Below are 21,072 nucleotides of genomic sequence, written 5' to 3' on the forward strand. Positions count from 1 at the left end.
TGATTACCTCATATAGCTGCCACCATTCACGTCCAGCACAGCACCGTTAAGGGAGGCCTGGGAAGGACGGAAGGCAAATGCGGTGATTTCGCCGATCTCTTGCGGGTCGGCCATTCTGGCGATGGGAATGCCGGCGAGCGCTGCCGCCTCACCATGTTCGGCAATATAGGCTTTGGCCATCTCTGTGCGCACCCACCCCGGCGCCAGCGCGACGGAGGTAATGCCCTCGTGCCCATAGCTTTGTGCAATTGACTTGGTGAGATTGATAAGTGCAGCCTTTGATGCGCCATAGGCCATGGCGCTCGATGTGTAGCCACGCTGACCTGCGCGGCTCGCCATGTTGACGATGCGACCACCGCCGTTATGGCGGAAATGCTGGATGGCGAGCTTCGACAGATCGACGGCAGACAGGAAATTGACCTGCATCTCACGCGCCCAGACCCGTTGCCATTCGTCCATCGGGGCGTCGATTGCCACCTCCGAGCGGATACCGGCGTTGTTGACCAGCCCGGTAAGCTTGCCTGCCACAGCAATCGACTGATCCCACAAAAGCTGCGCACCCTCGGGACTGGAGAGGTCCGCGGTGACGGCCGAATGGCCTTCCCCCAGGGTTCTCACCAGCGTTTCGGCAACGTCGTGATTGCGGCCATAATGAACAACGACACGCGCACCCTCGGTAGCAAGAGCCTGACATATGGCCTGCCCAATGGCGCCCGTCGCGCCGGTCACGAGGATGGATTGTCCGGAAAGTTTCATAGTTCCCCCACTTGCGGTCCCCAGGTATCCGACATGGCAAAACCATGGGCGAAGGGATCTTCTGGATCAAGCCGCAGTTGCTGCCGCCCGAAGACATAAGCCTGACCCGTGATACGCGGCAAAACGGCGGGACGACCGGCAATATCGGTCTCGCTGAGGATCTCGGCCGTGAAGGTTCCACCGATGATGCTGCGTGAAACCCTTATGTCTCCGACCGCAGCCATATGCTTCGCACGAAGGATGGCAAGATTAGCCGACGAACCAGTTCCGCATGGAGAGCGATCAACCCGTCCCGGCTTCAGTGTTGTGCAGGTGATGACGGAGCCATCCGGTTGATAATCGCGGAACATCACATAGGCGATCTCATCCAGACTTGGAATTTCCGGATGGCTGACCTTGATCTGACTGGACAGAAGCGCCTTGATTTCGGTACCGGCTTCCGCCAGGGCACGTGCGGCTTCGGGCTCAATCCGCATCCCAATCTGCGCAACATCGATCTGCGCGTAAAAGACACCTCCAAAGGCAATGTCCGCCGTGATCAGCCCCCATTTGGGTGTGTCGATGGCCACGTCGAGTTGATGCACGAAAGCGGGCACATTATCGAGACTGACCGACAGACAGCGGCCGCCTTCGCATCTGGCTCGAGCGACAATCAACCCGGCTGCCGTATCCAGGCGAACGACCGTTTCCGGCTCGACCATCTGCAAACGACCGCTTTCGAGAAGCGCCGTCACGACGCAGATACAGTTGGAGCCGGACATCGGGTGCGCCCGGTCAGGCTGCAACACGATAAATGCCGCGTCGGCGTCCGGTCGGGTCGGCGCCAGAAGCAGATTGGTGGTGTGCACCACCTGGGCACGCGGTTCGCGCGTCAAGAACAGACGCAACGAGGGATCCACATCATTCAGATGGTTCATCTTGTCGAGAATGGTCTCACCGGGGATGTCCGGAGCACCCCCAACAAGCACATTGCCGCTTTCGCCCTGGCAGTGGACAAGCAGGATATCGAGCACCTTGTCGAAGGTCATTTCAGATACCATCCCCATGGCTCATCGCTGACCAGCCGGGTGATCTGCTTGGTCTCCAGATAATTGTCGAGCCCCCACCGGCCCAGTTCACGACCAATGCCTGACTGCTTGTAGCCGCCCCAGGGTGCTTCGGTGAATGTCGGCTGCGAGCAATTGATCCAGACGATGCCGGCCCGGAACGCTGCGGCAACCCGTTCGCAACGGGCATCGTCTGCGGACATGACAGCCGCCGCAAGCCCGAAGCGGGACCCATTGGCAAGGCTGATCGCCTCTTCCTCGGTTTCGAACGGACGTATGCAGACAACGGGGCCGAAAATCTCCTCGATCCAGGCATCACTGTCGAGCGCCACATCCGTCAGGATTGTCGGCGAAACCCAGAACCCTTTTTCAAACCCGTCATACCGACCGCCACAGGCAAGGTTCGCGCCTTGCTCGACGGCCCGGTCGATATGGCGCAGCACATCATCGTACTGTCCTTCGTTGACGAGAGGCCCAAGCAGCGTTCCAGCGTCTAGCCCATTGCCGATCCTGATCTTGCCGGCTTCCTCGACGAGCCGGTCCAGCAGTCTCGGATAAAGACCAGCCTCGACCAGTACACGCGATGTCGCAGAGCAGACCTGCCCCTGGTTCCAGAAAATGCCGAACATGATCCATTCAACGGCCTTTTCGATGTCGGCGTCGGCGAAGACCACGAAGGGAGATTTGCCGCCAAGCTCGAGGCTGATGCGTTTGATGTCCTTCGCGCCGGCCGCCATGATACGCGCGCCGACCGGACCCGAACCGGTGAAGGCAACCTTGTCAACATCGGGGTGATCAACCAGAGCTTGCCCGACCACCGACCCCTTTCCGGAGAGGATATTGAGGACGCCTTTCGGCAACCCCGCAGCTTCCGCAATAACACCGAGTTCGAGCGCCGTAAGCGATGTCGTCTCCGCTGGTTTGAGGATCATGGTGCAGCCGGCGGCAAGGGCCGGGGCAACCTTCCACGACGCCATCAGCAACGGGTAGTTCCACGGCACGATCGCGACGGCAACACCAAGCGGCTCACGCACGGCTTTCGAGATAAAGCGGTTGTCGGCAAGCTTGATGTCCTCGACCTCGCCATCCAGCTCCTCGGCAAGATCGGCGTAAAAGTCGAAGCAGCCGGCAGCGTCGGCAAGATCCCATTCGGATTCCGGCAGGGGCTTGCCGTTGTCACGGGTCTCCATCTGCGCCAGATCGGGCAGACGGTCTCGAATACCCTGTGCAATGGCACGCAGATAGGAGGCACGCTCCTTGCCAGACAGTCTTGGCCACGGCCCATGGTCAAACGCTTCACGCGCAGCTTTTACTGCAGCATCCGCCTCCGTCCGACCGGCAGCCGCAATGTGATGAATGACCTCTTCCGTCGCCGGGTCGATCACCGGAAGAATGGCACCGTCTGCAGGGGCGATCCATTGGCCGTCGATGAAAAGTCTGTTCTGCATGGTGTCCTCACACGGTTATGTCTGACCGACCGTCCATCAGAAACGGTCGATACGATAGGGGTGCATGTCGATAGGTGGCGGGGCGCCTGTGATGAGATCAGCCATCAGCCGCGCAGTTGTGGCGGCGTAAGTTACCCCGAGATGGCCGTGACCGGTGGCGTAGAAAATCCCTGACGTCTTTGCCGAGGCGGACAGAACCGGCACCGTGTCAGGAAGGGCGGGACGATGCCCCATCCACTCGGAAAAATTCTCGCATTTGAGGTTGGGCAGAGCGGTCTGCGCCCGTCGCACCGTCACTTTTGAGCGCCGATAATCGGGGGCCGCATCGAGACCCGCCATTTCGACCGTACCACCAACCCTGATGCCACCCGCCGTGGGCGTGACCATGAAGGCGCGGGCCGGCCAGATAATTGAATGACGCATGGAGATGCCGGGCGTCATGATCTGGGTATGATATCCCCGCTCGGTCTCCAGCGGGATGGGCTCACCAAGAATTTTCGAGAGGCGGCCACTATGGGCACCGCCGCAGATCACGACTTTGTCGGCGGAGATCGAGCCGCCATCTGCGAGTTTTACGGCCGTGATGCGATCGTTCCTATCGAACCCCACCACTTCGCCGCGTGCAACGGAACCGCCAAGAGCCGTGAACTTGTCCGCCAGACGGCTCACCAGGCGGAAAGGATCGCGCAGGCTGCGGTTTTGTGGGAACAGAACCGCCATGCCAATGTTTTTTGCCAGCGCCGGCTCCAGTTCACGCGCCTCGTCGCCACTCAGGCGCTGATGTGGAAAATCAAACCGCTCGAGGAGCTCGATGTGTTCACGGTCGGCACGAAACTCCTTCTCATCGAGATAAAGCGACAGGCAACCTTCATCGGTCAACTCGCCTTCCAATCCGGTTTCCCGAAGCAGAGGAAGGAGATCGTCAAAGACGCGTTTGCAAAGTGCTGCCCCCTGCGCTTCAAGCTGGCGCAATTTTCCCGGACGTGAGGCGGCGACAAAGCGGGCGAACCAAGGGAGAAGCTTTGGCATATAACCGGGGCGAACGCGCACCGGCCCTTCAGGGTCGAGCATCCAGCCGGGGATCTGTTTCCAGATGGATGGGCGCGAGGCGGGCATGAATTCAGTCACGGCAATGGATGCCATGTTGCCATACGACGCCCCGCGTCCGATCTCACCCTTGTCGACAAGAACCACCTGGTGCCCGCGCTTCTGCAGCTCGTAAGCGATGGCTGTACCGATGATCCCTGCGCCGACAATCACGGTTGTCATGCTCGCATTCTCCATTGATGTCATGGCGGTGGGCGCCAGAACGCCCGCCGATTTTTTTCACCAGTTCAGGATGGGCTGCATGGCGGCCTTGAATTCGGCCTTCTCTTCGGCGGTCAGTTCGCCGAGCGGTGCACGGCAGTTGCCGACGGACAGACCCTGCAACTCGCAACCATATTTGACCTTTTGAACGAACTTTCCGCTCTCGAGAATGTTCATAGCCTTGTAGAGCACGATCATCTTGTCGCGGGCCGCCTTGAGATCCCCGGAGCGGAATGTCCGATCGAGGTCGACGCAGGCCTTGGCCATGCAGTTGGCAGGGCCGCAAATCCAGGAATCCGCCCCCCAGAACATGAAATCGAGAGCAATATCGTCAGAGCCCGAGACCAGTCCGATACGGCCGTCGTAACGGGAATGGATATCGACGGCGCGCTGAAGCGAGCCCGAGCTTTCCTTGATGCCGATGACGCGTGGGTCATCAGCCAGCGCATCGAGAATGTCAAAACCAATCTCGACACCGTCCTTGTAGGGATAGCTGTAGAGCACGAGATTGATATCCGTTTCATCGAGCACCCTCTGGAAATGCGCCAGCAATTCGTCCTGCGTCGGGCGTGTGTAGAACGGGGTCGCAAGCAGAACCGTGTCGTAGCCGATCTCCTTGGCCTTCAAAGTATTTTCGATGACCTCCCGGGTTGCCGGGGCGTTGGTACCGGCGATCAGGGCCTCGCCTTCACTGGCGAAATCCTTCACGAACTTCAAAACCTCCAGCCGTTCGTCATTCGACATGGCGGAATATTCTCCGGTCGAGCCCATCGGCACCCAGCCCGTGACACCGGCGGCACGCAGTGCCGTCAGGTGCTTTTCATAGGCCTTGAAATCGACCTTTCCATTGGCATCGAACGGGGTGATGAGAGCGGGCATTACGCCAGACAATTTCATGGATGCATTCTCCTGTGGCAGATGCGCTAAAGGGCAAGTTTCTTGAGGATTCGCCCTTCAACAAGCGTGACGGCGCGGGTGATTGGAAAAGCGATGACGAAATAGATCAGCGCGACCACTGTCAGAACCTCGACGGGTCGCGCCGTGTTGTTGGAGATGTTCTGGCCGACAAACATCAGGTCAGCCATGCCGACGGCTGACACCAGCGCGCTCTCCTTGAACAGGCTGACGCAGTTGGAGAGGAGCGTCGGGATTGCCCGAAGAACCGCCTGCGGCAGCACGACACTTGTGACCTGGATACGTGGGGGAAGACCAAGCGCGACGCAGGCATCCCGCTGTTCCGGTCCGACAGACCTGAGGCTGGCGCGGAATGTCTCACTGGTGATCGCGCCCATATAGAGCGTCAGGGCAATGACACCGGACATGAAGTTCGACAGTTCGACGCCGAGGATCAGCGGCAGGCAGAAGAAGATCCAGAAAAGCTGGATCAGTACCGGCGTACCGCGAAAGAACTCCACGTAGAGCCCGGAAACAAAGCGAAGGATGGTGCTTCGCGATGTTCTGGCAAGGCCGACGATAAAGCCCAGTGAGCATCCAAGCAAAATGCAGACTACCGTCAGCTTCAGCGTGGTAAAAAGCCCAAGCAACAATGCGTTTTCGAAACGCGCCAGGACCGAGAAATCAAGTGACATCACATCCTCCTAGCTTGCCAGCAACTGGCGTCGACGCTCCAGAAACCCGACGATCTGGGTGACGGGAAACGAGACAGCGAAATAGATCAGGGCAACGACCGTGAAGGTTTCAATCGGGCGATAGGTTTCGGTCGCCAGCGACTTGCCCTCGTACATGAGGTCGGCAATCGCGACGATCGCGACCAGAGCGCTCTGTTGGAAGATGACGATGCCGTTTGTCAGCAGCACTGGCACGGAAGCGCGAAAGGCAGTCGGAAACACGATGTATAGAATGCGCTGCCAGGGATTGAGGCCGAGCGCAATTCCCGCGTCGATCTGCTCCTTCGGCACCGCCTGGATCGAGGCGCGATAGGCCTCGGCATTGAACGCGGTCAGGTTCAGCCCCAGCGCCATGATGCCCATCGTGATCGGATCGAGAAACACGTCGAACAACATTGGCACGCAATAAAAGATCCAGACAATCTGGACGATTGCCGGTGTGCAGCGAAAGAATTCGACAAACAGCATGAACGGCACTCTGACCAACCGGTAGGGGCTCATCAGCAGCAGCGCCAGACCGAAACCGGCGACGATACCCATGATGTTTGCGGCGACAGTCAGCTCAAGCGAAACCCATAGCCCTCGAAGGAGCGGCGCGAAGGAAACGGCATTGAAGTCGAACGCGTAGTTCACGGCCCCCTCCTATTGCTTGATATGGAAAACGCGGTCGATGAACTCCTTGGTGCGCTCTTCCTTCGGCGAACCGAGCACCTGTTCCGGCGGCCCGTCTTCCACCACCACGCCGCCCGCACAGAAGATCACCCGCGAGGCGATGTTCTTGGCAAACCACATGTCGTGCGTGACGATCATCATCGGCATGTTCTGCGCCGCCAGTTGCATGATCACCTGCTCCACCTCGCTGACAAGTTCCGGATCAAGCGCCGAGGTCACCTCATCGAAAAGCATCAGCTTCGGGTCCAGCATCAACGCACGGGCAATGGCAACACGCTGCTTCTGTCCACCTGACAGTTGCGCCGGATAGGCCTTTGCCTTGGCGCCAAGTCCGAACCGTTCTAGCAGGGCCTGCGCCCGGGCTTCCGCTTTCGCTCTTGCTTCACCGCGCACCTTGCAGGGTGCGAGTACGAGGTTCTGGATGACGTTGAGGTGCGGAAACAAAGTGTAGTGCTGAAACACCATGCCGATCGAACGGCGAACATCGGTGTCGATGACGGTTTTTTTGCCCGTCCCCTCAGAGGAAATATAGGGTTTTCCATCAAAACTGACGGCGCCGCTGTCGATCTGCTCCAGCCCCATCATGACGCGAAGCAGAGTGCTCTTGCCGCCGCCACTTGGTCCGATGACAACGACCCGGTCGCCAGGCTTCATTTCAATATCGATGCCCTTGAGCACCTGAACTGCGCCATTGCCATAGCTCTTGTGCAACGACTGCATTTTCACGAGGGGAAGACTGAATGACATGGTCATGGCCGATCTCGGTTTATCGTGGCGTCGATAGGAGGCAGCCGGCAGAGACCGCCGGCTGCCGGCGGAGTCAGTTCGAGCCCTTGAGAACCTGATCAATTGCCTTCTTGATCAGTTCGTCGACGTGACCGGTTGCAACCCGTTCTTCTAGGAAGATGTTCACGACCTCGACGTCAGAGGCCGTCATTCCATGCGGTAGGCCGAAGGACACACCCTGTTTGGCAAGCGCCGGCTTGGGGTTGAGCGCCATTGCCCACTCGGGATTTGCCTGGGTCAGCAACAGATTGGTGTCCGAAGCATCGACGAGAATATCGGCGCGTTTGGAGGTCAAGGCCAGGCGCGTCTCGTCATTGCCGGGCAACCGCATGATGGTGGCGTTCTTCACGGCAGCGGAGATTGCCTTGTCCTGTGCGGTACCGGACATCACGGCGATGGTGACACCTGCCTTGTCGACTTCAGCAACGGACGAGGCGCCTTGAGGTATTTTCGGGTTGTTCTTGTTGTAGGCGAGAGAGATCTGATACTCCATCGCCGGAATGGAAAACTGGACGGCCATGGCACGAGCAGGCGTCCTGTTCAGCGCCAGTGACACGTCCCATTTTCCAGCCTGAAGGCCAGCCACGATGTTGTCCCAGGTGGTGTCGACAAACTCCGGCTTCACCTTCAGAACGTCAGCGAATTCACGGCATAGATCAGCATAGAAACCGGAGTAATCACCGGTGGCGGGATCGCGCATGATGTAGGGTGGTGCGACGGCGGCACCGCATTTCAGCACTCCCGCCTTCTGCACGCCCTGCCAGTAGCCTTCAGCGGTCTGGGCGTGGGCGGATGTGACGGCGAGACCTCCCAAAAGGGCGAGCGCAGGCAGCGCCCGCAGTGCGGACGTAATCATCTTCGAAAGCATCGGCATTCCTCTTTGCTGTGCGCGAAGCGCGTTTGTTCCACTCGTCGGCTAGAGCCGTTTCTATTGCTTATCTCTGTCGGCTTCGTGTCGACTGAGTATTATCAGTCAACATGGTGTCGACAAAGTCAAGCGGAAATTTTACATTGCTGTGACGATGGATTTCTGGCCCAATGCGGGCTCTGAAAGTGAAAGGGACTTAAGTGTCTGAAGAAGTTGAAGTGAAGCGGGTGCGGGGAACAGGCTCGAGAAGTGTCTATGAAACGCTGCGCAACGAGATTCTGTCGCTGGCGTTGCCACCTGGACAGCTTCTTGATGAGACGACTTTGGCGGAGCGTTTCAATATGTCGCGCGCGCCGGTGCGCGAAGCGCTGATCCGGTTGGGGTCCGACGAACTTGTCGTGACACTTTCAAACCGCAGCACCATCGTTGCCCCGATCGAGGTCGCGACGTTTCCGAAATACGTCGAAGCGCTCGACATCGCCCAGCGCATGAACACCAGGCTTGCTGCTGCACTGCGCACGGAAACCGACCTGAAGATCATCGCCAAATGCGACAAGGCTTTTGCCGCAGCGGTAAAGACGGGCAATCACCTTGCGATGTCCGAGGCCAACAAGGAATTCCATATGGCGATTGCCCATGCCGGCAAGAACCAGTACCTAGCCTCCTTCTATGAGAAACTGCTCTCGCAGGGGCAACGCATGCTCCATCTGCACTTCGAATATCTCGAACGCACGCATGAGGGCTATCTCCTAACCGACGAACACAGCCTGATGCTCAACGCCATCCGCGACAAGAATGTCGACCTCGCCGACGAACTGGCGCACGCCCACACCCGGCAGTTCCAGGACAACTTCATCAATTTCATGCGCGAAAACTATGCGACGGACGTTACATTGGGCCCGTTGCGCGCTGCGGAGTAAAAACCATGACCATTGAATCGATTGGCTTTGTCGGCACTGGTGCCATCACCGAGGCCATGGTCCGAGGACTGCTGGCGACGCCTGCCTATGCTGGCAAGGTGCACCTTTCTCCACGCAGCGCCGATATATCTTCACGCCTTGCTGCCGACTTCGAGACCGCATCGGTTGCCAGGGACAATCAGGCGGTCGTTGACCAGAGCGACGTTGTCGTTCTCGCCGTCCGCCCGCAGATCGCCAAAGAGGTTATCGAGCCACTTTCATTTCGGGACGGTCAGTCGGTCGTCAGTGTCATCGCTGCAACCGAACGGCAGATCCTTTTGGAGTGGATCGGTGCTGACGTACATCTGGTTCAGGCGATCCCGCTGCCCTTCGTTGAAGACCGCATTGGTGTAACCGCAATTTTTCCGCCGGACGTTGAGACAGCGGCACTTTTCGATGCACTTGGCAGCGCCGTTCAGTGCGAAAGCAAAAAAGAATACGACCTGTTGGCTGCAGCCAGCGCACTGATGTCGACCTATTTCCACATTCTGGACGTGGCAACAGATTGGCTTGAAGACAATGGTCTCGACCGGGCGAAAGGACAGGCCTATTTGGCGCCGCTCTTTCATGGTCTCGCTGAAAGAGCCAAAAAGTCGCGTACCAGCTCCTTTGGCGAACTCAGCCGTGAATTTACTACGAAGGGTGGCCTGAACGAACAGGTACAGGTGGATTTCGACAAAGACGGCGGCACAACGGCTCTGAAACAGGCTCTGGATCGCGTTTTTGCGCGTATCACGGGGTGACAGCCAATTTTGTTGCGAGAAGTCCGCTTACTTCGGGAGTATCTGCAAACATGACACGTTACGTAATTATTGGCGCAGGTGCGATCGGGGCCAGCCTTGCCGCACAATTCGAACTGACGGGTATCAGCTATGCACTCGTCGGTCGCGGCGCTCAGATCAAGCATATCCAACAATACGGATTGAGTTTCCAGCGCCCATCCGGAACACGACAGATCAACTTGAACGCTTTTGATCTCAGCAATCCTCCGGAGCTCAACTCCGACGACATCCTGTTGCTGACAGTCAAATCGCAGGATGCAGCCACGGCATTATCCTTCTGGTCCTGGCGTCCGCTACAAGATCAAAACGACGGTGTGGCCGCCAGCCTGCCGATCGTCACGTTCCAGAATGGTCTCGCAACGGAGGCTGCGGCTCTCAGGACATTTTCCCATGTCTACGGCGCCAGCATTATGACGCCTGCCCGGTTTACGGAAACCGGCAAGGTGGCAGTGGGCGGTGACCCGCAACTTGGTATCGTTACAGTTGGGCGCTTTCCTTCACGGAATGATGCAACGAGCGAACTGATTGTCACCGACCTCATCCGGGCAGGCTATCTTGCCGAAACCAGCGCAGACATTCGCCGCTGGAAATCGGCAAAGCTGCTGCACAATGTCAGGAACGCCCTCGAACTCTTCGATGGCACGGATGACCAGGCCGGTTCAATCAGTGCAGCGCTCGGGCAGGAGGCTCGGGATGTTTTGCAGGCTGCGGGCTATTCGCCCGCATCACCGATTGAGAGAACCATCGATATATCAAACTGGAAAACAGCGGAAAACAGCGGCATCCAGTCCGGTCAGCAATCGACATGGCAAAGCTTCAAACGTGGAGCTTCGAGCGAGGTCGATTATCTCAACGGCGAGATCGTCCTCCTCGGCCGCCTACACGGTGTCCCGACACCCTATAATGCGGCAGTTCAGTTGCTAACGGGCAAGCTGGAGCAAAATGGCGGCTTTGACGGAACACTGTCCCTTGCAGCAATACAGGCGCTCGTCGACCACTGATATGTCGTCGGCCGGTGTGTATCGCCCCGCCTTAAATCAGTTTGGTTTGCCGCACCAAATGTTACTGAACAGCAGAGAGCTTACCCGCCAAATGCGGACAATCGGGAGAGCTACGCTTTGATACAGTTCCCGCAAATCTGAAAACATTCGGGATACGTCGGCTGCATAGCCTGACTTCGTCATGAACAACGACGAAGGAAACACCTATGCCCATGATGAAGAATAATGTCGCCGGGAGACAAGTCGAGGCTCGCCGCATCCTCGCAGCGCTTGCGGCAGCCATGCTCGTGTCAGCAGCCCACATCTCGAATGCAGCCGCCGCAGACGCCAAGGTGGCCACAGCCGACGAAAGCATTCGTCCATTCCAGGTTCATGTTCCTCAGTCCCAGCTTGATGACCTGCGCAGACGCATCGCCGACACCCGTTGGCCGGACAAGGAAACGGTTGGTGATATCTCGCAGGGCATTCAGCTTGCCAACGTGCAGGCCCTCGTTCGTTATTGGGGAACCGACTACGACTGGCGCAAGGCCGAGGCACAGCTCAATGCATTGCCTGAATTCATAACGAACATCGACGGCGTCGATATTCAGTTCATCCATGTCCGCTCTCGTCACCCGAATGCCCTGCCGGTCATCCTGACGCACGGCTGGCCCGGTTCCCCTTTCGAGTTCCTGAAGACGATCGGACCTCTGACCGATCCAACCGCCTATGGTGGCCGGGCGGAAGATGCCTTTGACGTGGTCATTCCATCGATCCCCGGTTATGGCTTCTCCGGCAAACCAACGGAGTTGGGCTGGGGTCCAGATCGGACGGCCCGTGCCTGGGATACATTGATGAAGCGGCTTGGATACAAGCATTATGTTTCTCAGGGCGGAGACCACGGCTCAGTTATATCGGATGCCTTGGCGCGGCAGGCTCCGGAGGGCCTTCTGGCTATTCACCTCAACATGCCGGCGACCGTGCCAGGAAACCTCATGAAGGCAATCAATAGCGGCGATCCCGCACCTGCTGAATTGACGTCGCCGGAACGTGATGCGTTTCAATCGTTGAGTACGTTCTTCGGCCGGAATGCAGCATATGGTGCCATGATGGTCACGCGACCGCAGACAATCGGCTACTCGCTCTCGGACTCGCCTGCGGGGCTTGCTTCTTTCATGTACGAGAAATTCGCGCAGTGGAGCGACAGTGACGGCGTACCGGAAAAGGTCCTGTCGCGCGACGAGATGCTCAATGACATCACCTTGTATTGGCTGACCAACACCGGGGCTTCGTCATCGCGCTTTTACTGGGAAAATAACAACAACAATTTCAGTTCAGAGACGCAGAAAACGCAGGACATCAAGATACCCGTTGGGATCACCGTTTTCCCGAAGGAAATCTACCAGGCGCCGGAAAGCTGGAGCCGGCAGGCCTATCCAAATCTGACCTACTATAACCAGGTAGCCAAAGGCGGACATTTCGCAGCCTGGGAACAGCCGCAGATCTTTGCGGAAGAACTCAGGGCAGCTTTTAAATCAGTCCGTTAACATCGCCACCGCGCGGCTCGGAGAAAGATCCGCGCGGTGTTCCGAGAGTAACTGGTCTGGCCATTGCCGATGGGCTTTGGGGCGCCAGACTTTTCAGGAAACGCTAATCTCGCCGTAAAAATAAAATCGCCCCGCTTTCTCAGAAGCGCGGGGCGAAATACTTTCTACGAGTATCGTGGGGGATATGGACGCCAGAATGCTTAAGGCGCGTAGCGCGTAAAGACGTAGTCATGATCCTTGACGTTGCCGACATGGCACGAAAGACAGGTCTCATGCTGCGCGATGTCTACCGGTTTGCCGTCAACAAACCGCCCAAAGCCCCATCCGTGGCTGTCGGGATATTTTTTCGAATCCTTGACCATCACCTGCACGGTTGTTGGTGCACCAGGAACAGTCGCTGGCTGAAATTCGGTCGACTGCTGGCGCTTGTACGCCAGCTTGACCAGAACCGAACCATCCGGGAACGGCAATGTCCCCTTCTTATAGGCTTCGATGGCAATGTCATTTCCAAGAACCGCCCGCAACTCATCCAGTGGCGGCGCCTCCTGCGCTGGTGCAATAAACTTCCAGTCCCGATAACCGGCCGGAATGGTCACACCATAAATAGGCGAGGCATTCTCCGATGGAACATCGGTCGCTCTGGAATAAGATGCCGCACCACCAAAAACTGCAACGGACACTGAACAGACACCCAGCACTGCGTATATCGGCTTCATCAATCTTCTCCTGCACCTTTAGATATCGCGGCACAGGTTGAGGCAGTCATGTATCTCCCGGATTTCATTGGCACCCGGAAATGTATCGTAATGTAGTCCGAAGGCACCCTCGTCCTCGATCTTCAAGTGCGTCAAAAGTGAAGTTGGAGCATTGCTCAGACGTTGGAGCGCCTGTCCGCCTCTCTTTCCAGACAGAATCGTATGGATCGTGGGCTCTAGCTACGTCCGGACGCTTTATGGGCCCGACGGAAGACTGTCCGCTGTTTGTCCATCCCCACACGAAAAGCGGGCAAAGCCTCGCCACCGCCATCAGACTGTGGCCCAAAAGTTTGGACAGGCGATCGTATATGAATTCTGGGGCGAATAGCGAAAGTCGCGATATGTATCGCCGAACCATTACGATACAGTCCATTGAAATCAATCTCCCAATTGAAGCATATTAACGCAGGGTTTGAACCGAACGGGATATCGCATGGCAAGGCAGGTATCTCATGACAGCATCCAAACGATGGTTTCCGGACCACGGAGCTTCGGGCCCGATGCCTGGAGGCACGTTTCGGCGATACGCCATGATGGGATCAGCTACGAGATCAAGTCTGTCTCGATGTGGACTCATCTCAGCGCCAAGGTCGTGGAAGCCTCCTGCCTTCGCCCTTCCTACAATTCGGACGAAGCTGATTGCTCACGGCTCGTTGTGATGCTGGCTCAGGACAATGCGCGCGTAACGATCGGTCCCCACAGGTCGCGCCGACCCACGCCGACCCACGACACACCGTTTCAGATGTCGGTCAGCGCGCCGGGAGCGCGGCAGTGGGGCTTTTTCGATCAGCCCTCCGGATACCTTCGGTGGCTCGTCCTGCAATTTGACGTCGGCAAGCTTGGGCAGCAACTAGGCGCGGGTTTCGAGGCCTGCGACTTTCGCCCCAGGCACATGTTCTACGATGAGACACTCTATCATGTGGCACGGCAGTTCGAGTTCGCTTGCAGCGAGGAGGATAGCGGTGAAACACTCCGCGATGATCTCCTCATGCTTTCGCTCCTCAACGCCATATCGCGACTGGAGAAGCCGGGAGAGGACCGCCCCTACGGCCTGTCCCCGACACAACGCCGCCTTCTGGTCGAATACATGCGCTCGCGGCTCGCCTCGAACATTCGGCTGAGCGAACTCTGCAATCTCGTTCAACTTTCGCCATTCCACTTCTGCCGCGCTTTCAAGACTTCTCTGGGTGTTTCTCCACATGCCTGGCACACGCGCGAGCGGGTCCGCGTCGCACAGGCCATGCTATGCGACCGCCGGATGAGGCCAGCCGACGTGGCGCATGCCGTCGGCTTCTTCGATCAGGCGCATTTAACAAAGAGCTTCAGCCGCATTGTCGGCATGCCTCCGGGAACGTGGCAAAGAGTTCGCTGCGGCTGACACCCACCATCTTGACCTCCTCGATGTTCTCGAACCGCCGACAACGGCCAGTCGCTCGGCCACGAACGATTTAGACGAAAGTCGGACGACCGCGCTCTGCCGAAAGCAAGAACTTACAAGACCCCCAATCAGGCTCGCAGTACTCTTGCCCGGCTGGCATGCAGCGCTTTCGTTCGCCTTCTTAAGGATGGAAAAATCGCATGGACGGGACTTCAGCAACACTTGCACCGACAGATTATCTTCCGTTAAACGACCGGACCCTGGCCTATCGATCAATCGGGTCTGGCACCCCGATCGTGCTGTGCAACCGCTTTCGCGGTGTTATGGATCTCTGGGATCCCGCATTTCTCGATGCGCTCGCAGCGAACGGGTTACGCGTCATCACCTTCGACTATTCCGGGCTAGGGCTTTCGACAGGGACCCCGACATATAACCCGATCGAGATGACGGCGGACCCGCGCGATATTGTTGCCGGATTGGAGTTGGAAGGGGTCGTCCTTGCAGGCTGGTCGCTCGGCGGGATGGTGGCGCAAGCAACGCTTGCCCTGCATCCAAACGGGATCAGCCATCTTGCCCTCCTCGGGACGACACCACCCGGCGATCTGGTCAAACTTGCCGAACAGCTTTTCTACGACCTCGCCGGCAAGGACGTTTACACGATAGAAGACATTACGGCGCTGTTCTTCGAACCGCGCTCCGCAGCCAGTCGGGAAGCGGCTGCCCGCTCCCAGGCAAGAATCGAGGCCCGCAAGCAAGACCTGTGCCCGCCAGTACCAGTGGGATTTGCACGCCCCCTGCTTGCGCATGGTCCCAGAAGCCCGGCCTTCCCCGCTCCCCCCGTACTGCAGATGCTGAAGCAGACGCACATTCCGATCATCCATATCGGCGGCGACCACGACATCATCTTTCCGATCGAAAACTGGTACGCCCTCAACGAGATGCTGCCCACCGTGACGTTGCTCACGTTCCCGCAGTCCGGTCATGGCCCGCATCACCAGCATCCGCAGGCGAGCGCAGACATCATCGCCAGCTTCGTGTGCAACGTGTGAGGAGAATGCCGATGCCAATCGGGCTCGATATCACACAAGCTGCCGAATAGCTCGAACCGTTGGGACCCGGCCCAGTCGCGATGTCCGCACCGGCCTCTAATGGAGAATGCATCATGTCTGACACAATCTATGAGACGGAAACTACCGGGCTCCTGATTGTCGACCCGTACAACGATTTCATCTCGGAAGGCGGCGTACTCTACGGCTACTGCGAAGCCACCATAAAGAGACTGAACACCGTCGAGAATATGAAAAGGGTACTGGCTGCCTGTCGCAAGGCAGGCATCCGGGTGTTCATTGCCCCACATCATCGTTGGCGTGAGGGCGATTTTCTCAGGTGGAAGCATCAGCCCCCGGCGCAGGCAGGCGCGAGCAGCCTCAAGGCTTTTGCGGAAGGCACATGGGGCGGCAGCTTCCATCCGGACTTCGAGCCGCGGCCGGGCGACGCGGTGGCGCAGCAGCACTGGTTGTCGAGCGGTTTCCAAAACACCGACCTCGATCTCCTGCTGAGGCAGAGCGGCGTCGAAAAGGTCATTATCATCGGTTTGCGCGCCAACACCTGCATCGATTCAACCATGCGGTACGCCGCCGAACTCGGATACCACGTCACGCTCGTTACCGATGCCATCGCAGCCTTCAACTCGCAGGAGGTCGCCACCACCGTCGAACTGAACGCACCAGCTTATGCCTCGGCCATTCTGTCAACCGAAGCGGTGATCGCAGCACTCGAAGGGACGCCAAAGTGAGTATGACGCGCTACGCTTCCAGACTTTCCTCCCCGATCGGCGCGCCGGAACCGCTCTCATTGCGAGCCATCCGCTTGATCCTCCTGGTCGCCGGCCTGGCCATGTTCCCGTTTGAGCCGGCCGTGGCGCACGTCAAGTGGTTTGCCCCCTACATCATCGATGCACCACCGCAGCCGGTCACCACGGTGATCGCCGATATTTGGTTCTGGATTGGCATTGCACTGGTGGTGATTTTTTTCGCCGGGACGCGGCTGATAGAAATCAGCACCTGGGGCGAGAAGATACACCGCGGACTGGATCGCGCGACCGCATTCTTGTGGAACAGGCTCGACGACTATGTCAGGGTTACCGTCGGAGCGTTCTTCGTCGCGATCTTCTCTGTCGGCGGGGTCTACCTCACACCGGACCTCAAGACGCCGAGCGAATGGGTGTCGTGGCTGCAACTGCTCATTGCCGGCTGCATTTTTTTCCGGCCCACAATGCCGCTGGCGGGCATCGGCATCATAGCGCTGTGGCTCCTGGCGCTGCGCGACTATGACCTGTTCCATCTCTTCGACTACTTGGCGCTCGGCGTCGGTGTCGCAGCCTACCTGATCATGGAACCATCGAAAAACGAGGCGTTGCGTTCCCATCGGTTCGAGGCATTGCGATGGGGTCTAGCCATCGCACTGATGTGGTCGAGCCTGGAAAAATTTGCCTATCCGGAATGGTTCTATCCGCTCGTTGAGGAAAAGCCTTTCCTCACCTTCGGCATGCCGCGCGATGTCTTCATTCCAATGGCAGGCGTGGCGGAATTCACCATGGGCTTCGGACTTCTGTGGACACCGCTCGTGCGGCGACTGTCGGCCATCGCCCTGCTCGTCATCTTCACCGCCGCGGTCTGGCCATTCGGCCGGATCGACCTCATCGGTCACGGCCTGATCATGGCAATCCTGGTGGCGGTCGCCTGCGACCAATGCCGAAAGACACGCATGCTGCCGTCGCTGAAAATCCATATCGCGGCGATCCCGGGTGGTGTCGCCACGGCCCTTCTTGTGTTTGCGACCGCCTATTGGGGCCTGCACTTGACCTTCTACGGCAGCGAATATTCTTTACAAGCGGCGCCCGATGAGCGCGCGACACACTCCTACAATCCCGATCATCCGCATGGACCACGGGCAGACGAAGGCATAGGTGCACCCCCGACCAAACAATAGGCATCATGGGAAATCTCGGGGTCCAGCTCGTGCCACTTGCATTTAAATAGGATTCCTATATATAAACACTATGGAAACGCCGACGAACCCGACAGCCATTCAACACCGTATCCGCGAGGGCCTTTCGCGGATCGCGATGGTCATGCGCGCCGACGACTGGAACAGGGCGAAACTCGCCGGAATCAATCCGACGCAGCTTTCGATCCTCGAACTGCTGGAGGGACGCAAGGGCGGACTGAGCGTCAAGGACATCGCCCTGCATCTGGCGGTTTCCCAGCCAACGGCTACGGACTCCATCGGCGCCCTTGAACGCAAGGGCTACGTCGAAAAGCGCCAGACAGCGAATGACAGGCGTGGCGTAAGCGTTGGCCTGACGTCCGAAGGTGTCGCCGCACTGCGGGCGGGCGGCACGGTCGAAGGCGATGCCGAGCAGGCGACCGGGGTGCTGGGCGGGCAGGAGCAGGAGGAACTCCTGCTCACGCTGGTCAAGATGATCCGTTCCCTGCAGGAACGCGAGGCGATACCGATCCAGCGGATGTGCGCAAGCTGTCGATACTTCGCGCCATTCGTTCATACCGATGCGGCAAGGCCGCATCATTGCAATTTCGTAGACGCGGCCTTCGGCCAGCGGGAACTCCGCATCGATTGCCGCGACCATGAAACCGCCGACCCAGCGATCCGGGCTGCCACCTGGAGCGCTTTCGTCGAAGGATAATCAACCCTCCAGGCAAACAGAAAAGGAAGGAGAACTTCAATGCTACTGAAATTCGCAACCGGTGCCCTTGTCGCCGGGACGGCAGTGCTATGGCTGATTTCAGCCGAAGCCCATTCCATTGAGGCAAAGCCGGTGGAAGCCGTGCAGGCCGCATTCGACATCATCGAGACCACCATCGTCACAAAAGGCGATAAAGCGGTGTTTACGACACGCGTGCGCGGCGAGGCCGGCAAGGACAAGCCGGACGCGACCGGCAAGTTCGAGGGTTCCAGTGTCTACGCCTATGTGTGGCCGACCAGCCTTAACAGCGCCGAGATCGGCTTCGAGAAGGATCAGGGCATCGTTGCGCTGGCCGTAACCTTCCATCCCGATTTCGACGATGCGGCTTATGGCGGCAAGAATCGCCACATCTGGCATCCGCACTGGGTCGTGTTGGCCCAGGACAAAGCCTGTGGCGGTGGACTCAAGGTCATCGACATTCCGGAAGGCGCCAAGCCCAAGGTTCCGGCGACATGGCCGGGTGTTCCGCTTCTGATCGATAGCCCAGAATATCCAACGAGTTTCAAAGGAGAGTCGGTTGATGTGGAAATCCCGCTGTCTCTGATTAGCGGTATCAAAGGTGCATCCTTCGATGGCGTCACCGCTGGCCTCAAGGTCAACGGTAATCTGCACGCACCGCTGCTGTGCGTCAGCAACGTCTTCAAAGTTGCATCCGGAAATCTCAGTCTGCCAGGTAAAGTGATTGCGGCTGACTGATAACGTCGGTCCGGCGACTGCCATCGCCAGACCGACAAATCTCCCCCTCCAGGCAAATGAAAGGAAAGAACGTGACAAGGATTACCCTCTTAGACCCGTCCAATGCAACAGGAACGACGGGTGAACAGCTTTCGCAGATCAAGACCGCTTTCGGCATGGTGCCCAATATGTTCAAGGCGGCGGCGAACTCGCCAGCAGCACTTTCCAGCATGTGGGGCTCGTTCGGGGCCCTGGGCAACGGCCGTCTCGGCGCCAAGCTCGGCGAGCAGATAGCCGTCTCCATCGCTGATCGCAACAATTGCAATTATTGCCTCGCTGCGCACACCGGTCTTGACCGAAAGGCTGGCGCAACCGCGCAGGAAATGGTTGAGGCTCAAGCGGGCCGTTCGACCGATGCACGCACGGCTGCAGCGCTCCGGTTCGCGATCAAGGTGGTGAACGAGCGAGCGGATGTTCAGATCGCCGATGTGGCTGCTCTCAGAGCAGCAGGGTTTGATGACGAGGAAATCGTCGAGATTATCGCTCACATCGCGCTCAATCTCTTCACCAACTACCTGAATGTCGCGCTCGATGTTCCGGTCGATTTTCCGGGAGTGAAGCTCACGCGTGCCGCCGCCGCGTAAGCCCCTGGAGGGCGGATCGTTTCCTCTCCGGCCCGCCACAATCTAAGGATCAAGAATTATGTTAAGCTCTTCAACAACACTTGCGCCTGAATTGGCGGTGAGTGAATGGTTCAATACACCAACCCCGTTGACCCTCGCAGGGCTTCGTGGTCGTCCGGTATTCCTTCATACATTTCAGGTTCTCTGCCCGGGCTGTGTGGCGGAAGCCATTCCGCAGGTGCAACGCATCGAGCGCATCTTCGCCAGAACCGACCTTCAGATCATCGGGATCCATACGGTATTCGAGCATCATGCGGCCATGTCGCCAGTAACACTTCGGGCATTTCTGCACGAATACCGTCTGCGATCGCCGGTCGGCGTCGACCTGGCAGAAGCGGGATCCGACATCCCAGCAACGATGCGGCGGTTCGGCCTGCGCGGCACACCCTCGTCCGTCCTGATCGGGCGCGACGGATCCATCCTTAACCACGCGTTCGGGGTCGAGGATGACATCGCGGTCGGCGCAAGGATCGCCACAGCACTGTCAGCACGCGTCCCCGAGATTGAACCCGCTACCGTGAGCGAGCAGGACCGCGAGTGCGCCAACGGACTATGCGAGATCCCCTCATCGTCGAAACACGTTTCGTGAGGTCAAGATGAAGAAATCCGCGCTCGTATTGCGGCACATCCACGTCGAGGATCTCGGCTCCTTCTAGTGAAGTCGGGCGTATTGCTCAGACGCTGAAGCGCCTGCCTGCCTCTCCTTCAATATAAAATCATGCGTATCCTGGGGCTTTAGCGACGTTAATCGGTTTATTCGAGCTAGAAGACTGCCGTGACAGGAGCGGCGAAGGCCACTCTTTTCACGCACAGACCAGCGCCATAAAACCTATATTTCGATATTAATCACCAACCGAGCCCGTATTATTCGAGGCCGCTTGCGGTTGATTTGGTGTTTTGTTTACGTCTTTTGACTTGGGGATTTGTGCTTTGTGGGGATATTGGTTGCGGGGGCAGGATTTGAACCTGCGGCCTTCAGGTTATGAGCCTGACGAGCTACCGGGCTGCTCCACCCCGCGGCACCATGACTTTGCC

At 58.2% G+C, this 21,072-nt stretch carries 22 protein-coding genes and 1 tRNA gene; 12 read left to right on the plus strand and 11 right to left on the minus strand.

Annotated features, from left to right (window positions below):
• Positions 1-3: 3 nt before the first annotated feature.
• From ACIQT8_RS09205 to ACIQT8_RS09245, 9 genes are all read right to left on the minus strand, one after another.
• A complete protein-coding gene (locus tag ACIQT8_RS09205; protein ID WP_400964824.1) occupies positions 4-756 on the minus strand; it encodes an SDR family NAD(P)-dependent oxidoreductase in 753 nt (250 codons plus the stop codon).
• A complete protein-coding gene (locus tag ACIQT8_RS09210) occupies positions 753-1,784 on the minus strand; it encodes a proline racemase family protein (RefSeq protein WP_400964825.1) in 1,032 nt (343 codons plus the stop codon). The genes ACIQT8_RS09205 and ACIQT8_RS09210 overlap by 4 nt, the downstream gene beginning before the upstream one ends.
• Positions 1,781-3,250 (minus strand): aldehyde dehydrogenase family protein, encoded by a 1,470-nt coding sequence (locus tag ACIQT8_RS09215; RefSeq protein ID WP_400964826.1) that lies wholly within the window; start codon positions 3,248-3,250, stop codon positions 1,781-1,783. The genes ACIQT8_RS09210 and ACIQT8_RS09215 overlap by 4 nt, the downstream gene beginning before the upstream one ends.
• A 36-nt stretch (positions 3,251-3,286) precedes the next feature.
• A complete protein-coding gene (locus ACIQT8_RS09220) occupies positions 3,287-4,519 on the minus strand; it encodes an NAD(P)/FAD-dependent oxidoreductase (protein ID WP_400964827.1) in 1,233 nt (410 codons plus the stop codon).
• A 57-nt stretch (positions 4,520-4,576) separates the two neighbouring features.
• Entirely contained in the window at positions 4,577-5,455 is an 879-nt protein-coding gene (dapA, locus tag ACIQT8_RS09225) for a 4-hydroxy-tetrahydrodipicolinate synthase (protein WP_400964828.1), read from the minus strand.
• Positions 5,456-5,481: 26 nt separating this feature from the next.
• A complete protein-coding gene (locus ACIQT8_RS09230) occupies positions 5,482-6,147 on the minus strand; it encodes an amino acid ABC transporter permease (protein ID WP_400964829.1) in 666 nt (221 codons plus the stop codon).
• Between the two features lie 9 nt (positions 6,148-6,156).
• Positions 6,157-6,819: an amino acid ABC transporter permease gene (locus ACIQT8_RS09235; RefSeq protein ID WP_400964830.1), complete on the minus strand. Its 663-nt coding sequence runs from the start codon at positions 6,817-6,819 to the stop codon at positions 6,157-6,159.
• 9 nt (positions 6,820-6,828) lie between these two features.
• Positions 6,829-7,611, minus strand: a complete 783-nt coding sequence (locus ACIQT8_RS09240) for an amino acid ABC transporter ATP-binding protein (protein WP_262527461.1) — start codon at positions 7,609-7,611, stop codon at positions 6,829-6,831.
• Between the two features lie 67 nt (positions 7,612-7,678).
• Positions 7,679-8,512: a substrate-binding periplasmic protein gene (locus ACIQT8_RS09245; protein WP_400964831.1), complete on the minus strand. Its 834-nt coding sequence runs from the start codon at positions 8,510-8,512 to the stop codon at positions 7,679-7,681.
• A 200-nt stretch (positions 8,513-8,712) separates the two neighbouring features.
• Between ACIQT8_RS09245 and ACIQT8_RS09250 the strand changes: the two genes are divergently transcribed.
• From ACIQT8_RS09250 to ACIQT8_RS09265, 4 genes are all read left to right on the plus strand, one after another.
• Positions 8,713-9,432: a GntR family transcriptional regulator gene (locus ACIQT8_RS09250; protein ID WP_400964832.1), complete on the plus strand. Its 720-nt coding sequence runs from the start codon at positions 8,713-8,715 to the stop codon at positions 9,430-9,432.
• Between the two features lie 5 nt (positions 9,433-9,437).
• Positions 9,438-10,214: a pyrroline-5-carboxylate reductase gene (locus tag ACIQT8_RS09255; protein ID WP_400964833.1), complete on the plus strand. Its 777-nt coding sequence runs from the start codon at positions 9,438-9,440 to the stop codon at positions 10,212-10,214.
• 50 nt (positions 10,215-10,264) lie between these two features.
• Complete coding sequence (locus ACIQT8_RS09260; protein ID WP_400964834.1) at positions 10,265-11,254, plus strand: ketopantoate reductase family protein; 990 nt, start codon at positions 10,265-10,267, stop codon at positions 11,252-11,254.
• 206 nt (positions 11,255-11,460) lie between these two features.
• Positions 11,461-12,780 (plus strand): epoxide hydrolase family protein, encoded by a 1,320-nt coding sequence (locus tag ACIQT8_RS09265; RefSeq protein WP_400964835.1) that lies wholly within the window; start codon positions 11,461-11,463, stop codon positions 12,778-12,780.
• 200 nt (positions 12,781-12,980) lie between these two features.
• Here ACIQT8_RS09265 and ACIQT8_RS09270 read toward each other — a convergent pair whose 3' ends face one another.
• Positions 12,981-13,496, minus strand: a complete 516-nt coding sequence (locus ACIQT8_RS09270; RefSeq protein ID WP_400964836.1) for a cytochrome P460 family protein — start codon at positions 13,494-13,496, stop codon at positions 12,981-12,983.
• Between the two features lie 472 nt (positions 13,497-13,968).
• On the opposite strand from ACIQT8_RS09270, the gene ACIQT8_RS09275 reads away from it, so the two are divergent.
• The 8 genes from ACIQT8_RS09275 (at position 13,969) to ACIQT8_RS09310 (ending at position 20,626) form a co-directional block, all read left to right on the plus strand.
• A complete protein-coding gene (locus ACIQT8_RS09275; RefSeq protein ID WP_400964837.1) occupies positions 13,969-14,913 on the plus strand; it encodes a helix-turn-helix domain-containing protein in 945 nt (314 codons plus the stop codon).
• A gap of 200 nt (positions 14,914-15,113) precedes the next feature.
• Positions 15,114-15,962, plus strand: coding sequence for an alpha/beta fold hydrolase (locus tag ACIQT8_RS09280; RefSeq protein ID WP_400964838.1), 849 nt, complete (start codon positions 15,114-15,116; stop codon positions 15,960-15,962).
• Positions 15,963-16,075: 113 nt separating this feature from the next.
• Positions 16,076-16,708: a cysteine hydrolase family protein gene (locus tag ACIQT8_RS09285; RefSeq protein ID WP_400964839.1), complete on the plus strand. Its 633-nt coding sequence runs from the start codon at positions 16,076-16,078 to the stop codon at positions 16,706-16,708.
• 2 nt (positions 16,709-16,710) lie between these two features.
• On the plus strand, positions 16,711-17,904 hold the full coding sequence (locus ACIQT8_RS09290) for a MauE/DoxX family redox-associated membrane protein (protein ID WP_400964858.1): 1,194 nt from the start codon (positions 16,711-16,713) through the stop codon (positions 17,902-17,904).
• A 70-nt stretch (positions 17,905-17,974) separates the two neighbouring features.
• Positions 17,975-18,619, plus strand: a complete 645-nt coding sequence (locus ACIQT8_RS09295; protein WP_400964840.1) for a MarR family winged helix-turn-helix transcriptional regulator — start codon at positions 17,975-17,977, stop codon at positions 18,617-18,619.
• Between the two features lie 39 nt (positions 18,620-18,658).
• Entirely contained in the window at positions 18,659-19,375 is a 717-nt protein-coding gene (locus tag ACIQT8_RS09300; RefSeq protein ID WP_400964841.1) for a hypothetical protein, read from the plus strand.
• Positions 19,376-19,446: 71 nt separating this feature from the next.
• The gene (locus tag ACIQT8_RS09305) at positions 19,447-19,998 is read left to right on the plus strand and encodes a carboxymuconolactone decarboxylase family protein (RefSeq protein WP_400964842.1); all 552 of its coding nucleotides are present in this window, start codon (positions 19,447-19,449) and stop codon (positions 19,996-19,998) included.
• A 58-nt stretch (positions 19,999-20,056) separates the two neighbouring features.
• Entirely contained in the window at positions 20,057-20,626 is a 570-nt protein-coding gene (locus ACIQT8_RS09310; protein ID WP_400964843.1) for a TlpA disulfide reductase family protein, read from the plus strand.
• A 353-nt stretch (positions 20,627-20,979) separates the two neighbouring features.
• Here the strand turns inward: ACIQT8_RS09310 and ACIQT8_RS09315 are convergent.
• Positions 20,980-21,056: transfer RNA gene (locus tag ACIQT8_RS09315), tRNA-Met, on the minus strand.
• Between the last annotated feature and the right edge of the window lie 16 nt (positions 21,057-21,072).

The organism is Agrobacterium sp. NPDC090273, assembly GCF_044772305.1.
In the GTDB taxonomy this organism is placed as follows: domain Bacteria; phylum Pseudomonadota; class Alphaproteobacteria; order Rhizobiales; family Rhizobiaceae; genus Agrobacterium.